The sequence below is a fragment of the Aquimarina sp. Aq78 genome, assembly GCF_900299525.1.
GTDB lineage: Bacteria > Bacteroidota > Bacteroidia > Flavobacteriales > Flavobacteriaceae > Aquimarina.
In genome coordinates, this window is sequence record NZ_OMKA01000015.1 from 74,993 (window position 1) to 90,226 (window position 15,234).

The 15,234-nt window shown below is 33.6% G+C and carries 12 protein-coding genes and 1 other RNA gene; 5 read left to right on the forward strand and 8 right to left on the reverse strand.

Features of this window, described 5'->3' with window-relative positions:
• Nucleotides 1-4: 4 nt before the first annotated feature.
• Entirely contained in the window at nucleotides 5-181 is a 177-nt protein-coding gene (locus tag DG435_RS10130; protein ID WP_106792326.1) for a Lacal_2735 family protein, read from the forward strand.
• A 65-nt stretch (nucleotides 182-246) separates the two neighbouring features.
• Here DG435_RS10130 and DG435_RS10135 read toward each other — a convergent pair whose 3' ends face one another.
• The 3 genes from DG435_RS10135 to DG435_RS10145 all read right to left on the reverse strand — a co-directional run bounded on the left by DG435_RS10135 (nucleotide 247) and on the right by DG435_RS10145 (nucleotide 3,385).
• The gene (locus tag DG435_RS10135; protein ID WP_106792325.1) at nucleotides 247-1,032 is read right to left on the reverse strand and encodes an ABC transporter substrate-binding protein; all 786 of its coding nucleotides are present in this window, start codon (nucleotides 1,030-1,032) and stop codon (nucleotides 247-249) included.
• 306 nt (nucleotides 1,033-1,338) lie between these two features.
• Nucleotides 1,339-2,151: an orotidine-5'-phosphate decarboxylase gene (gene pyrF, locus DG435_RS10140; RefSeq protein ID WP_106792324.1), complete on the reverse strand. Its 813-nt coding sequence runs from the start codon at nucleotides 2,149-2,151 to the stop codon at nucleotides 1,339-1,341.
• Nucleotides 2,152-2,176: 25 nt separating this feature from the next.
• A complete protein-coding gene (locus tag DG435_RS10145) occupies nucleotides 2,177-3,385 on the reverse strand; it encodes an NAD(P)-dependent oxidoreductase (RefSeq protein ID WP_106792323.1) in 1,209 nt (402 codons plus the stop codon).
• 150 nt (nucleotides 3,386-3,535) lie between these two features.
• Between DG435_RS10145 and ssrA the strand changes: the two genes are divergently transcribed.
• Nucleotides 3,536-3,933, forward strand: a transfer-messenger RNA (tmRNA) gene (gene ssrA, locus DG435_RS10150).
• 359 nt (nucleotides 3,934-4,292) lie between these two features.
• Here ssrA and DG435_RS10155 read toward each other — a convergent pair.
• On the reverse strand, nucleotides 4,293-4,613 hold the full coding sequence (locus tag DG435_RS10155; RefSeq protein WP_106792322.1) for a hypothetical protein: 321 nt from the start codon (nucleotides 4,611-4,613) through the stop codon (nucleotides 4,293-4,295).
• 401 nt (nucleotides 4,614-5,014) lie between these two features.
• Here DG435_RS10155 and DG435_RS10160 point away from each other — a divergent pair, with 401 nt between their 5' ends.
• Nucleotides 5,015-6,463, forward strand: a complete 1,449-nt coding sequence (locus DG435_RS10160; protein WP_106792321.1) for a glycosyltransferase family 2 protein — start codon at nucleotides 5,015-5,017, stop codon at nucleotides 6,461-6,463.
• Between the two features lie 76 nt (nucleotides 6,464-6,539).
• On the opposite strand, the gene DG435_RS10165 is transcribed toward DG435_RS10160, so the two are convergent.
• The 4 genes from DG435_RS10165 to DG435_RS10180 all read right to left on the reverse strand — a co-directional run bounded on the left by DG435_RS10165 (nucleotide 6,540) and on the right by DG435_RS10180 (nucleotide 10,165).
• Nucleotides 6,540-6,893, reverse strand: a complete 354-nt coding sequence (locus DG435_RS10165) for a hypothetical protein (RefSeq protein ID WP_106792320.1) — start codon at nucleotides 6,891-6,893, stop codon at nucleotides 6,540-6,542.
• 101 nt (nucleotides 6,894-6,994) lie between these two features.
• A complete protein-coding gene (locus DG435_RS10170; RefSeq protein ID WP_106792319.1) occupies nucleotides 6,995-7,609 on the reverse strand; it encodes a response regulator transcription factor in 615 nt (204 codons plus the stop codon).
• Nucleotides 7,606-9,420 (reverse strand): sensor histidine kinase, encoded by a 1,815-nt coding sequence (locus tag DG435_RS10175; protein ID WP_159025542.1) that lies wholly within the window; start codon nucleotides 9,418-9,420, stop codon nucleotides 7,606-7,608. Before DG435_RS10175 ends, DG435_RS10170 begins: the two co-directional genes overlap by 4 nt.
• A 49-nt stretch (nucleotides 9,421-9,469) precedes the next feature.
• Nucleotides 9,470-10,165 (reverse strand): hypothetical protein, encoded by a 696-nt coding sequence (locus DG435_RS10180; protein ID WP_106792317.1) that lies wholly within the window; start codon nucleotides 10,163-10,165, stop codon nucleotides 9,470-9,472.
• A 472-nt stretch (nucleotides 10,166-10,637) separates the two neighbouring features.
• Between DG435_RS10180 and DG435_RS10185 the strand changes: the two genes are divergently transcribed.
• Both DG435_RS10185 and DG435_RS10190 read left to right on the forward strand, forming a co-directional pair.
• Nucleotides 10,638-11,849 carry a caspase family protein gene (locus DG435_RS10185; protein ID WP_106792316.1) on the forward strand — a complete coding sequence of 404 codons (1,212 nt, stop codon included), beginning with the start codon at nucleotides 10,638-10,640 and terminating at the stop codon, nucleotides 11,847-11,849.
• Nucleotides 11,850-11,906: 57 nt separating this feature from the next.
• A complete protein-coding gene (locus tag DG435_RS10190; protein WP_106792315.1) occupies nucleotides 11,907-15,173 on the forward strand; it encodes a hypothetical protein in 3,267 nt (1,088 codons plus the stop codon).
• The last annotated feature ends 61 nt before the right edge of the window (nucleotides 15,174-15,234 follow it).

Below are 15,234 nucleotides of genomic sequence, written 5' to 3' on the forward strand. Positions count from 1 at the left end.
AGAAATGTTTGCCTGGTTAAAGAACAAAACTGAATTGCAAAAGTTACAGTATACCTACTGTAAATTAATGAAGAGTGCTTATAAATTAGCACTTACAGATAAAAATAAAAGTGATCAGCTTCATCAAAAAGCTGGTGAAATCTTAATCCAAATAAAAGAAATCGAGGGACAATCTATCTAATCGATATTTGTCTAATTGCCTATTGAAGTTTATTATTTATTCTCATAAGAAAGTATAGGTTTATTTTAAACTTCATGCAGTGTTTTGAAGTATGAAAAAGCTTGGGCTAAACGAGATCCGTACCACGAAAAATACTCTCCATCAACCAAAATAACCTTTGCATTGGATATATTTGCCAGTTCATCAATATGCTTTTCTGAAAAAGGATACGGTTCTGAAGATAACATGATCAAATCCAAATCTTGTATTGAGCTAAGTTCCTCTTTTGACACTTCTGGATAACGTTTTTTATCATCAAAAACGTTTATGAAACGATTTGCTTTTAGCAGATAATCTACAAATGTATCTTTACCGGTTACCATCCAGGGATCCTTCCAGATGAAATATGCCACTCGTTTTTGGGGCATTGTAGACACAAAATCATCAAAAGATTCTTTTTCTAATCTTATTTTAGATATAAGTGCAGTTGCTTCAGTTTTTTTGTTAAAAATCTCTCCGTATTGCTTAATCATTTCTAAAGCTTCTGATATCGAAAAAATATCTGAAACATGCACAGGATATTCTTCTTGCAAGTACGCTACGATCTCTTTTGTGTTTTCTTCCTTATTACAAAGAATAATATCCGGGTTTAGCTTTTTTATTTTTTCATAATCGACTTTTTTAGTCCCCCCTACAATAGCTTTTTGAGTTCTTATCGCTTTTGGGTGAACACAAAATTTAGTCACACCAACAATATTATCTGATAATCCTAACGAAACTAATAACTCGGTTTGCGAAGGCACCAAAGAAACAATACGTTTTGGAGGTTTTAAAAATTCAATTTCCCTACCCAATTGATCTATACATATCATAGCACTAGCGGTGTTACTTTTAAGAATTTTCAAAAATCATAAAAAAATCATAAATACTTAATAATTAGATACTTAAAAATAGGATTTTAGAAAACATCTTCTTATCTTAGAAGATATTAATATTAAAATTTTGGGGCTATGAGTTCAATATTACTAAATGTTATCATTTATGGTATAATGGCATTTTTCGTTATTTTTATTGCATACGGACTTTACGGGTATGCAAAACACGTTTTTAACGCTAATAGGCGTTAATTCTATCCTTTTGGAAAGGAACAAGAGTATACACTATTCTTGTTCCTTTTTTTATTTCAAGATATCTTCCATTTGCTTTTGAAGTTCTAATGCTTTGTTTGCTGCTGCTTCGGCATAATCAATTCCGTCTGAAGCATATATAATACCTCTTGAAGAGTTGATTAACAATCCTACCTGATCATTCAATCCATATTTACATACTTCTTGTAAATTTCCGCCTTGTGCTCCTACACCGGGAACCAAAAGAAAACTATCAGGTATAATTTTTCTAATTTCTCCAATAAACTCAGCCTTGGTTGCTCCAACCACATACATTAAGTTTTCAGAGTTCTTATATGATTTAGAAACTTCTAATACCTGCTTGTATAGTTCTTTTCCCTCTACATCTTTTGTTTGAAAATCAAAAGCTCCCTGATTAGAGGTTAGTGCAAGAAGTATTGTATGTTTATTTTTAAATGCCAGAAATGGTTCTACAGAATCCTTACCCATATAAGGAGCAATAGTAACCGAATCAAACGCTAAGTCTTCAAAAAAAGCTTTGGCATACATTGTACTTGTATTACCAATATCTCCACGTTTGGCATCTGCAATCGTAAAAATCTCAGGATAATTTGCATTTAGATAGTTAATCGTTTTTTCCAGAGATTTCCACCCGTTGATACCATAGGCTTCATAAAAAGCAGTATTAGGTTTATAAGCAACAGCAAGATGGTGTGTTGCGTCTATAATTGCTTTATTAAACTCAAAAATAGGGTCTTCCTTATCCAATAAATGCTTAGGGATTTTATTTAAATCCACATCTAATCCTATACATAAAAATGATTGTTTTGCATGTATTTGGGCAACCAGTTCTTGAGTTGTCATATTGTATTGATCTATTTAATAAAAATTATTCTTTACCCTCTAGATAATCCTGAAGGTAACTATATCTTTCTGTCAGTTTTCCGTCTTTGGTCATTCTTGCTCTTTCGAGAATACCATCTTTATCATCGTTAAAAAATGCAGGGATTACATGTTCTAAAAACATTTCTCCAAATCCTGTACTAGCATCCTTGGGTAATTCGCATGGCAAATTATCAACTGCCATTACCCCTATTGCATTTGGGTCTTTAACATCGGTTTCTGTTTCGGTCTGCGGATCATATCCATATATAGGGTCTGCAATTGTAGAAGATCTGATTGTAGTTGCTACCGGCCCATCAATATCACATGAAACATCTGCCACCAACTTGATTTTAAAATCTTTGGACTTGGCATCTTCTCTAGTAAAAATAAAAGGTGCTCCGTCTCCAAAAAAGTGGCCAGCAATATACATATCACTCACTTTTGCAAATCGCATAAAGTCTCCTTCATATTCTTGTGGGTTCGTATAAAAATCACCCTTATCTACAGTACGCCCGTCTTTGCGTTTATTATAATCCAACACATCGATTTGAACATAAACTGGTTCATCAAACGTCGTATTCAAATATTCATCTACAGAAACTTCTTTAATATTCATGGCATCAAGAATCTCTTTGGCCCCACTTCCTACTTTTCCATTTCCTGTAAGTACAATCTTTATATTTGGCAATTTGATTTTAGACAATTCAGATTCTAATGCTTTCTGATCGTTAAGTGTTTCGGCCTTAGGTAAGGCAAAAGTATCAAACTTAAGTCCCCAGGCTCTAAATCCATTATATGCACCAACGATCCCAGCGTATTTCCCAAATCCTATTAATCTAAAACCATGCTGCCCCACAATGACTTCGTGATCATACAGTTCTATATTATTTTTAAGGATAGCATTAAGTAAATCTCTATTATACGTTTGCTTTTTGATCGTATGCGAAAAGAAAAAATACTTTTTGTTAGGTAATAAAGCCGTAATAGGTACTTCTTTTACACCAAGTAAGACATCACAATCTGATAAATCATCAGAAACTGCAAAGCCAGCTTTTTCGTACTCAGAGTCATTAAAAACTCTAACACTAGAAGGTTCTACAATAAAAGAGGCTTGAGGAAATTTGGTCACTACTGATTTTAGGCCATCTGGCGAAAAAACTACACGACGATCTGGCGGGTTTTTTCGCTCTTTAATGACACCGAACTTAGTCATATGAATTGGTATAAATTTTGTACTAAAAAAACGAGGGTAAAGATATGATAATTATGATTATATTTGCTGCCCGAAAGTATTTTTGATCAAATTGAAAACAGATTCTGTTTTAAAAAGAAATATAATGATCAAATTTCGGAAAATACTACTGGGGTCGACTGGTTTTGACAGCGAGATTAATAAGGTAGTAAGCACGTCGAGCGCTGAGATATAGCTCGTAAATATCATATTTCACTTTTTTAAACGGCGAGAATAACTACGCCCTAGCTGCATAATCTGAATTTTAGTAGGATAATGCCTCGGTCTACAAGGTAGACAAGCAGGATACTCTTCAAAAGCCTTGGTTTATGGCGTTTGGTTTTGAGTATCGTAAAAATAGACCTAGAAATTATAGGATCTTGATATAATTTCGAAACTTAATTGAGAATAAGCGATAAGTTGGCGGTTTTTGGTCTTTCCTATCGACGAAAATTAAACAAAAACTAAACGTGTAGAAAGCTATTGTATTACTTGTTTGGACGAGGGTTCGAATCCCTCCGACTCCACTACAAACCTGCCAAACGGCAGGTTTTTGTGTATCCGGGGGATTCGGCCAATACATCGGCTGGCTCTTTCGCTGCAAATGTCCTAAGGACATTTACTAATCACTGCAGCCCTCTCCGACTCCACTACAAACCTGTCAAACGGCAGGGTTGCAGTGTATCCGGAGGATTCGGCCAATGCGCCAGCTGGCTCTTTCGCTGCAAATGTCCTAAGGACATTTACTGATCGCTGCAGCCCTCTCCGACTCCATTGCATTAACAAAAAACCTCTGTATTTGCAGATGTTTTTGTTTTTCACGGGAAAGTAAATAGGAAAGTAATTATTGTTTCATTATTATTTTTTAAAATTTAAACAAATATCCCTTCTATTTATCCATTAGTATAATGTCATTATTTAAACTAGACCAGTACTCTAATGAATGAATAGATGAAGTTGAATTCAGGTTTTTAATTTTAAATACCTTCTTTAATCGATACTCTACTCCGTTTAGTATCATTTCTTTTTCATTACTTTTTTCATTTTCAAAATGAATCATCTGCATTATAATGTATTTTTCTTTCTCTATATGTAAGAACGATAAATCACCTTCTCTATAAAATTTAGATACATTTACCTGTGTTTTTCGCTCTTGGCTATAACCACACAAGGATATTAAAAGAATAAATACTATAATTAGGTTTCTCATTTGTTTATTGAACTTTAGTTTTTTAATTTTTTCTATAAATTTCTACTCAGTCATGAAAATATAAAAAATCCCATAATTCCGATTCATTTATTATAGTTTTATTCAATCCCTTCTCATTTTTTTGTAATACCTGAGTTTCTCCCTCATAAAGCGCAAACCTATTCTAGGATTAAATAAAAACTTGTAAACTTTTTTCAGGACAAGATATCTGATGCCTTTTTACTAATAAAAGCATACGTATCACATTTAATTTTATACAATAATGATGTATAAATACACACAAGTGTGTAAGATTTCTACACCCAAAAAATTAGAACAACCGCCTAAACACTTGTTGTTCAAATCATACTAAAAATGGCATCAATGTTGTTTTCTCTCACGAGTAATTTAAGGAAACATTCATGAAGCAATCAACATCTTGCGAATCTTTGGAAACATCAATATCTATAAATAAATCCCCTAATCTTCTAGAAAAATTTATTTCAAATGTATCATCACCTCTCATTCTAATAGCAACATTTCTATTAATATTTGGGGGTGTATCTTTATTTTATTTTCTACAACCTTATTTTGAAAAAGTGTATTTAGAAAGAATGAATACCATCTGGGGAATCCCCCTAATGATCACTGGTATCATGCTACTTACGGTTAAGATTAGTTTTTTAATTTATTTGCTGTTTTTATATCTACGTTATAAGGTCATTAAACCAGTATCACATGAAAAATTACCCTCGTGTACAGTTATAGTACCTGCTTATAATGAAGGAGAATTGGTTTATAAAACTTTAATTAGTCTTGCCGAAAGTGATTATCCGAAAGAAAAATTACAGTTAATTTCTATTGATGATGGAAGTCAGGATAATACCTGGCAATGGATGCAAAAAGCTAAAGAAGTATTAGGCGATCGTGTTTCGATTTACCAACAACCAAAAAACAAAGGAAAAAGGCATGCATTATACCGTGGGTTCAATTTAGCCACAGGAGAAGTATTTATAACTGTTGATAGTGATTCTATAGTTAAAAAAGATACGTTGCGCCTTATGGCAAGTCCTTTTGTTGTAAATAAAGAGTGTGGAGCTGTAGCAGGAAATGTACGTGTATTAAACAGAGAAAAAGCTGTAATTCCACGTATGTTAAATGTGAGTTTTGCCTTTAGTTTCGAATTTATACGTTCTGCACAAAGTAGATTAGGTTCAGTATTATGCACACCAGGCGCTTTATCTGCTTATCGCAGAGAGGCAGTCTTCAATTGTCTTCAAGACTGGATTAATCAGACTTTTATGGGAGAAGTTTCGAAAATCGGTGAGGATCGTGCTATGACTAATATGATTTTGAAGCAAGGTTATAAAGTATTTTTTCAGCGTGAGGCATACGTTTATACCAACACTCCAGAGCGTTATAAAAACCTATCTAAAATGTTTATCCGTTGGGAGAGAAGTAACATTCGAGAGAATATTGCTATGAGTAGATTTGCTTTTACAAATTTTAGAAAAGGGACTAAAATTGGTACCAGAGTACTACTCTTAAACCAATGGTTAAAAATGATAGCAGCATATCCAGCCATGCTGTTAATGTTATTTTTTATAGGTACATATCCACTATTATTCTTTAGTTCTACATTGGTGAGTATATTAGTTTTTTCGAGTATCCAAGCTTTATTTTATGCCAGAAAACATACTATATTAGAGTCTTTTTGGGCGTATCCATATAGTGTTTTTTATGCATTTACTTTATTTTGGATTACTCCTTATGCAATAGCTACAGCTGGTAGAAGCGGTTGGTTAACACGAGACTTAAACGAAGATGAATTAAAGAAACAACAGATCGTTACAGTACCACTTAGTAATTAGTAAGCACAACTAGTTGTATTTGCTTCAATTAGTACTAACAAATACAACTAAGTTAAAACTTCAACTTCGTACAGCTTTACACACTTTTAAAATAATCTTTCATTTTAAATGGGGCTGGGTCAGATTTCGTTGTAAGAGAACGAGGACCATCACCAGCCGGTAGCCATCCCAGTACTACTTTAACTAATTTCTTTAGTACCGAAGGAAACGCAAAAGCAACCACCAGGTAATGCCAATTTTCACTTCCCTCAAAGCTATCTACCAAAATGGGAGTGGCAAATGTGAATAGCACTATTGCAACTAAAGTTATTGCCCAATAATCAATAGATTTTGTAATTTTCACTTCTTCACCTAGTTTCTGTTTTAAGTCCACCCAGTGTAGTACTTCTTGAAGGCATGCGCCTAAAAAACATGTTATATAAATGCTCATAATTTCTATATTTTAGTATAGCTAAGCTACCACCATTGATCGAAAAAAAAAATCCCCATTAGTGGGGATTTTCCAATTCAATTCTGTGATCAATACGGTGTTTAAAAATCATATTTTCGTTCCAGAGCAAACCTAAGTAACTCCCCTGCACCATTAAGTCCTAGTTTTCGAATCATATTCTTACGATGCGTATCTACTGTGCTCTTTCCTATAAAAAGTTGATCTGCAATTTCGTGTGAAGTTTTGCCTCTGGCAATTAGGCCTAAAATTTCCTTTTCACGAGAGGATAAAACACTTTTGGAGTTATTTTTTTCGGCAGAAGGCAGATGGATTTTTTTATCAAAATAAGTTTTCCCTTCTGCAACCGTACGTATAGCTTCCAGAACTATTTGTAAAGGAGAATTTTTTAGGATATACCCTACAGCTCCAGCTTCTAACATCTGCCGGATTGCTTCTTCCTGGTCAAACATCGTAAACGCAATTACCTGGATTTCAGGATATTCATTTCGAATACGTTTGGTTACTGTAATTCCATCCATTTTTGGCATTCGGATATCACAGAGTACTATCGAAGGTGTGTGTCTTTGAATAACTTCTAGCAAAGCATCTCCATCATTAGCATGGCCTACAACTTTAATATCGTCTTCATACTCAAGATAAGATAGAATTCCATCTATAAGCGCCTGATGATCTTCTGCAATAACGACCTTAATCATAATGGTATATCGATTATAATGGAAGTTCCTTTCCCAGGGGTACTATCAATTGTAAAATTACCTTCCAAATGTTCTATTCGTTTTTCAATATTATATAGACCAATTCCTTCAGAAGAGGCTTCTATTTTCGAAAAATTAAAACCTCTTCCGTTATCTTCAATTAAAATATTTAAACTTTCTTCATGCTTTGTAAACTGGATACTTCCTGCGGTTGCCTCTGCATGCTTAACAATATTCGTAACCAGTTCCTGGATAATTCTAAAAATAGTAAGCTCCAAAGAATTTTCCATACGTTCTTCCATACCAAAATTGTGAACTTCCAACACTATTGTATTGGTTTCTGAAATGGATTTGGCCATCCTCATCACTGCCGGAATTAACCCCTGAGAGGCAATAACTCCAGAGTTTTTAGAATGAGCCATTCCTCGTATCTTCTGGTATGCTTCTTCTAACAACTCACTTGCTTTTTCTAGAGAATTATCTTTTTTATCAACTTTAATATTTTCAAAATAAAGCCTAACCGTAGCCATCAAGCTTCCTAAATCATCATGCAACTCATTTGCCACTCGTTGTCGTTCTTTTTCTTGCCCTTCAATCATGGCATCTATACTTAACAGCTCTTGCTCTTTTAGTAATGTTGCTACTTTTCGCTTTTGAATCTCACGCTCTTGCTCTGCTAGTTTCTGTTTTTTTGAAGTGTTTTTTTGAAGTAAAATAGCTACCAAACTTCCCAAACCAATGATCACCAGAGCTATAATCAGGAAATTTTGATTTTGTTTTGTCTTTTGACGTTCTTCTAATAGCTGTCTTTCTTTTTTTTCAGTCTCATACAGAACATTCATCCGAGAAATTTCGAGAGAATTTTTACGATATTGTAATTGATACTCGGCATCAAGTGACTTATTTAATGAAACATAAGCCGAATCGAATTGTTTTGACCTGGCATAAAAATCTGCCTTATATCTATCTATATAAAAAAAACTTTTTAACGTATCTCGACTATCAATATATCTACTGGCAGAATCCAGATGCTTGAGCGCATTATTCAAATTCCCCTCCTCACTATCCATGACTCCTAATCGTATAAAAGAACCAAAAGCCATATATTTCAAAAAAGGTTTTTTAACATGGGGAATCACCTTGGCATAATAAACTCGTGCATCTTTAAAATTCCTATCGAAACCATAATAAACGGCCTTTTCGTAATAAAATTTTGTGAGAAGGACATCACTTATTTCATTCGTATTTGATACCAAAAGAGCTAGCTTATTAAGACTGGAAGAAGATAATTGGTCTATCTCACTTATCGTTTTTGAATCTAAAATAGAGGTATACAGAAGAAACCAAAACCTATCAATATCATCTTCAATCAAATTCTCAAAATCAGATAAATAAGAAATATACTGTTGATTGCTTTGTAGAATCTCTGAATGATACAATTCTAATAAACCAAGAAGAAATTGTTTCTCTAGTGGCTTATATCCAATCTTTTTCGCAAGAACATATCCATCACTAAAATACTGATAAGCATTTGCTTGCACAGGGTGATAATAAAGTTCTTTGTACCCTTGTAGCAGTAAATATATACTGTTATTAATTTCGGTTGAATCCCTTAACTGTATACTATCATAATACGATTCATTCGTTGTTTGTCCGGCATCATATAGCAAATCCAATAAAACTGTTAATAATTCGGATGCTTTATCATCTTGAACAGATGTTATATCTTCTTTCGCCTTATTCAATTCTAAATTCTTAAGATGATAGAAGAATGTATCGAAATTGGTTACATCTGTTTTAGCATGCCCCATTAAACAGAGCATACTAAAAAAGATAAGTATAATATGAGTATTTTTTTTTCTAATATTTAGCAATACTTTTTGATTTAGGGCACCTGCCTCCAGGAGCTTTGGGTATAACTTGTTTATGAGGAATAATCAATATGCCAGAGTGATACTTAATGGTATTTGCCATTCTTGCATCATTCCTTTCCAGAGTTGCGGGAGTACTTAACCATCTTCGCAGCTCACCATCAGAATCGTGCGAGATAAAACCCTTTACATTATCGTCATCTAATCGTAAAGTTCTTTTTCTATTATATAAACCATCTCGCTCAAAAAATTCACAATCATGTACAAGATTATCACCTACTCCTGTATATGGTTTAACATCTATAGGTTCAAGAACTCTTTGAAAATCAATACGGTCAGAGTTTTTAACAGGTACTGCTTCATCAAAACCATAATATTTTAAAATTCCCGATGGCATCATCGCCTTAACCTTAAATCGTATTTCAATTCCATTTTCAATTATTATGGGGTTACTTACTCCAATAATCCCCAGGTTTATCATTCCTTTATAGTTTATTAACTGCAGAACGATTCCTTTCAATTTAAGGTCGTTTGGATCGGTTCTATCCACATCAAATGCTCCAAATACAGCAAAAAAGGTTTGATATAGCTGTGAAGCATATACTAATTGCATTCGATCCTCATCTGCCTCACTAAGGCTTATTGTTAATGTTAAGTCTAAAGGATTTAGTTGTTTTGCATTCATTTCTTATTTTTTTTGATTACTCTCCAAAATTGCAAAAGGAAAATGCTTTTAGAAATACCCAGTTACGGGGATTTTTACACTTTGAATATACGCTGAAAATAATTTAATTTCTTATTTGTTTACCAAAAAGTTACCTCTTCTCTTTTTAAGAAATTAATACCATCTCAAAATACCCATAAGTAGGTATTGAAATGTATATCAGCATTATATAGTTTTAGCATACCAAATAATCATAATGATTGATACATATAAATTGGGAAAGGAATATATGATCAACAATCTGTGAATCATTTGGAGTAATGAACTTGGGATAACGGGGATAGAAATCAATGTATTGATTTACTAAAATAAAAGTAAAGGATTCTTTTTTAAAATAACAGTAATTGTTAACTCCATTTAAGTAAAGAAACTTCAGTAAGCGCCTTAGAGAATCCGCAGAATAGTAAACTAAATAATCAAAACAAAAAGTATCATGAATTTAGAAAATGCACATGCCTTACTAATAGGAGTTGGTGGAGATCTTCCGGTAACCATAGATGATGCCAATGCTATTGCAAAAGTTTTAGGAGACAATAATAAAGCGGCTTATGATCCAAAAAATGTAATCCTTTTAACAGAAAAAAATGCTACCCGGGAAAATGTCTTGTCTGAGCTTCAAAACATAGTAGAAAAAGTAAAAAATATCGAAGATGCTACAGTGGTAATTTTCTATTCTGGACATGGTGGAAAATATAGAGGCTCTAATGGTAGTGACTATTATCTGTTAACTAATGGTTATGATCCTTATGATAGAGATAATACTATGATCAAGGGTGATGAATTTTCTGAGTTAATTAATAGCATAGAAGCTAATAGACTCCTGGTGATGTTAGACTGCTGTCATGCCGCAGGAATGATAGACGAAAAACCATTAATCAAACTAAAAAGTGCTGATGAACAAATTGTTAATTCTAATATAGAAATACTAAAGAAATTGAAATCCGGAACAGGAAAGGTCTTTATTACCTCATGTGATGATGATGAACAATCTGTAATTCTTCCCGAATCAAAAAACAGCTTGTTTACCGAAGTCGTTCTAGAAGCTCTTGAAGGTTATGCCAGTAATGGCGAAGAATATGTGGGGATCATAGATATACTTTATCATGTATTAAGACAAGTACCTAAAAGAATTGAAGCTTATCATCATGTACAAAGACCTATAATAAACAAAATAGATGATTTAAGTCCAGATTTTTTTATTTGTAGGGTAGCTAAGTATTTACAAACAGATGAATTTAAGAGTACATCAAATCCAGTAGATAAAGGCCAGCTAACAACGTTAACACACCTATTTAATATTGAAAACAGCAACAAGCCAATTGCAATTCTTGATCATGCTGATCCTACAGAAATAAACCTGGACAATAACCTAATATCAAAAAACCTCAAAGGGATCCAATCATTAATAACTCTGGGAGAAACAGAAAAAGCTATATCACAATTTGTAGACGTCACAAAAACACAGTTCGTTGATTACAGGGCTCAATCACATTTATTAGCCTATAGATATAATGTGCTTCTGAATGACAAAATGATGGATGATATTGATGATCAAACATATAGAAAAGAGCTGACAAAAATTGCACGAGCCCTACATTTTTTTATTGAAAAAGCAGAAAAAGACCTCAATTCTCTTACAGAATAAATCTTTTTAAATCATTAGTAACAAACTCGCAGTATTAAACCTTTAAACCAAAGTATTATGAATCTTCTTCTCACATCTGTAATCGCTTTTTTAATCTGGTTGTTTTTTAAAAAAACAATAATCCCCTGGACTCTTAATAGGAGTTTCAAGTATAAGAAATTTGGTGAACTTACTAAAATTGGGCGACTAGCTGCATTTGGGTATCTAAAAAAACTCTCCTTTATTGCTTCGATAACTTATTTTTCTATTTGGTTATTTCTAAAAATATTAAATCTATTTACATCTGTATTCAAGGATTCTTCGGGAGTAATCGATAACGTACTTAATACGTTGACATGGTCTGAAAAAGCCATTGAAAGCATAGACAATCGCAAGTTTTATTTTTTACTAATCATTCTGTGCATTGTGGTGATTGCATTGATTATCAGGAATGCCAAACAGTTTGGAAAATCTGTGTATGTAGAATTATATGAGAAATATCAACGAGGAGAACTTGCTTATGAAGCTCCTTCACTAAAAATGGATGAGATATCAGATAGTATTGCTAAAGCCGAAGAAGAGCATAGACGAATCTCTTCGATAAATCTTGATAAGTTAACCTCAAAAGAAAAGGAAGAAATAAAAAACAACCTGGAATATCTGAACAATATCATATGGGCGCTTAAGTATCAATTGAAAGAAGAAGATATCAAACGTCGAATTATACCAAGTATAGAAAAGGTGGATAATGATTCAGCCTCAAAAAACTCTTTTAGAGAAAAAATAGTACTATTTTTTAGCAGCAAAGGTTTGGTAAACTCCTTGTACCGAACTAGTAGAGCCATAAGTTCACTAGGATTGGTGTTTATTTTACTATCCTTTATGGCGGCATCTTCACCTATTATCACTTCTGATACTAATAAGGCGGCTACCAAACTTGCAGAACTTCAACTACAGACACACCAAAGTAAACTTGATAAAGAATGGAGAAAAATCGTTAATCCAAACAATACTCCTCAAACAGATAATGATAAAGAGTGGAATGATGAAGATGAAGAAACTGTAAATCAAATAAGTATCATTTTTGAGCGTCAGATCGCTAAAGTATTGGCCAAAAATGCTGATGATATACCTAATTCGACTGATGCTTTCAAAATAAGAGCTAATACAGTACGAGAAAACATTCTAAAGACTTATGCCTCAGAACCTGATGGTGCTTCCAAAAAAGGATATACAGTTTATGAGCAAAAAACGAAAGGAACACCATCTAATGCTGAGTATGCAAAGAAATATAGTCAAACATATGCCGAAAACATAAACCCCAAAGAGCCTACAACGGATATAGGAAAGCAGTTTAAAGAAAAGCTTAAAAAAGATGTAAAATCTAATAGAACAGTATTAGAGCAATTAAAGGTAAAAGTAAAAAATTACAAAGGTACTTTTAGCAAGCCTGCAAGCATGAGAGAAGTGGCAGGTATGATTTTAGGAGAAAGCTATGAAGAATTTTCAGGTCAATTGGGGCGCATGTTACAATCACAGAATATAGAAGCAAAACTTGGACAGGATTTAGCAGAGCATATTGGCAATAAGACAGTAAAAAACTGGATTCAAAAACAAGGAAAACAATTTCCAATTGATTTAGTAAAAAAAACTGTAAAAGAAGCAGTCGATAATATTTCTACACCCAATATCCAGGCAGATCAATTTATGGCATATGCTGTCGAAGATTTAGACTTCCCAAAAGCAGTAGATATTGCCGTAAACTTATCAGAAGATCATAAACCTTCTCTTTCTCATAATCAATTGAGCAAAACAAAAATTAATAGCTCAAAACAAGCCATCAAAAAATTAGCAGGTTTAAACCCGGAACAAGGTTTGCGAATGACAGAGTCCCTGGCAGACTTAAATCATTATTTCCCGGGGCAAGTAGGTACAGATCTCGGTTCGACTGCAGCCCAAGTTGTTGGTGAATTATCAGGGAATATTGCATCTCTTGATGGTTCGGGAGGGAGTTCTATAAATTCTCCCAGATCTACTTCCAAAAAAAGTGTAACTCGGGCCAGAAGTTTTAAAAGGTTAAAAGGTTTTCGTAGAGTTGGTGGTGTATTGATTGGACAGGACCCTACCAATACCGGAAAAACAGACGTTAACTTTACAGATATCACTTGGAGAACTAAGGGCAAAAAACTGGAGATATACCTAAAAAGAGCCGATGGTAAAATAGTATTTGCAGGCAGCTATGATAAAGATATTATACAACAAGCCTTAAGTTATGTTGCCGATGGGAGACCCATAGCTGTAACCATGGTACAAGCCAATCCTTTACCATTTTTTAAAATATTATTACACCCATCATTGGTAAATACAGACTTGGGTTGTAAGGCAATTGGTCTGGACAGACTAGTGGATAAATATGCTGGGGCAGATTCTAACTATCAAATTAAAAAAGCATTGAAATCCTATCGATACCAGGAACTCTTATACCGTTATATAAGTTTCCAAATCATTGCTATGCAAAATCAGGAAACAAGACTTGCACTATATGACAGAATAATCGAACTGGAAAAAACGCTGGAAAGTGAATGGACAAACATCTATACGCTTCTATCTAATGGGAAAATATTAAATAATCCCAATCTATCTCATATGAAAAACAAACCTAAGTATTTCAGTCAAAGTGTAGTACAATTAATTAAAACAACTGTTAAAAAATCGAATGGACACTTTTTTATGTTTAAATACTATGTAAAACAAAATAATATCGATAGTAACCCGGATGTTCTTATTTTATCTGAAACAGAACTTTGGTCGGGAGTTCGCGAACTACCATACAAAGTAGACAAGGAACTTTCTTTCTTAAGACCTCGCGACACTAAGAATGTTTCATTCTTCCCTCTTCGTTTTATTCGTCAAATCACCTATAGTCCAATATCAAAAGATAACACACTAGATGAAGATACTATAGACCCCTGGGAATTTCCCCAACTCAAAGCTTCAGGAACCATCGAACGGATGGTTCGGAATGGAATTTATAACAACGTTTCAGATCATGCTGTAGTGAAACGGATGCAGTCGTTTTCATTAGTACAACGACTATTTAGAGTGATCTTAAACGGAGATCTAGGGAGCTCTTTTCCTGTAGAAAGATTAGCCACCTTAGCAGAAAAAACACAAAATGACATCAAAACATTACCCACACCTACCTGGAATTCTAGTGGGATTACATGGGCAATTGCAAAACAGCAATACGGTAAAAGCATGGATACAGAAGTATTAGAAAATTTTAAATTACTATGGTACGCTCAAGAAATTGACGCCTTTAAAAATAGATTTCCTTGTAATTAAAAAACAGCTTATTTAATATCAGGGTATTAACCGTATAAAAATCAGCATGAAAACACAAATC

Coding starts and splice junctions, on each gene's coding strand:
- DG435_RS10145 (WP_106792323.1), bottom strand. CDS start 3,385: ATGACTAAGTTCGGTGTCATTAAAGAGCGAAAAAACCCGCCAGATCGT.
- DG435_RS10180 (WP_106792317.1), bottom strand. CDS start 10,165: ATGAATGCAAAACAACTAAATCCTTTAGACTTAACATTAACAATAAGC.
- DG435_RS10185 (WP_106792316.1), top strand. CDS start 10,638: ATGAATTTAGAAAATGCACATGCCTTACTAATAGGAGTTGGTGGAGAT.
- pyrF (WP_106792324.1), bottom strand. CDS start 2,151: ATGACAACTCAAGAACTGGTTGCCCAAATACATGCAAAACAATCATTT.
- DG435_RS10130 (WP_106792326.1), top strand. CDS start 5: ATGTTTGCCTGGTTAAAGAACAAAACTGAATTGCAAAAGTTACAGTAT.
- DG435_RS10170 (WP_106792319.1), bottom strand. CDS start 7,609: ATGATTAAGGTCGTTATTGCAGAAGATCATCAGGCGCTTATAGATGGA.
- DG435_RS10165 (WP_106792320.1), bottom strand. CDS start 6,893: ATGAGCATTTATATAACATGTTTTTTAGGCGCATGCCTTCAAGAAGTA.
- DG435_RS10155 (WP_106792322.1), bottom strand. CDS start 4,613: ATGAGAAACCTAATTATAGTATTTATTCTTTTAATATCCTTGTGTGGT.
- DG435_RS10175 (WP_159025542.1), bottom strand. CDS start 9,420: ATGGGGCATGCTAAAACAGATGTAACCAATTTCGATACATTCTTCTAT.
- DG435_RS10135 (WP_106792325.1), bottom strand. CDS start 1,032: ATGATATGTATAGATCAATTGGGTAGGGAAATTGAATTTTTAAAACCT.
- DG435_RS10160 (WP_106792321.1), top strand. CDS start 5,015: ATGAAGCAATCAACATCTTGCGAATCTTTGGAAACATCAATATCTATA.
- DG435_RS10190 (WP_106792315.1), top strand. CDS start 11,907: ATGAATCTTCTTCTCACATCTGTAATCGCTTTTTTAATCTGGTTGTTT.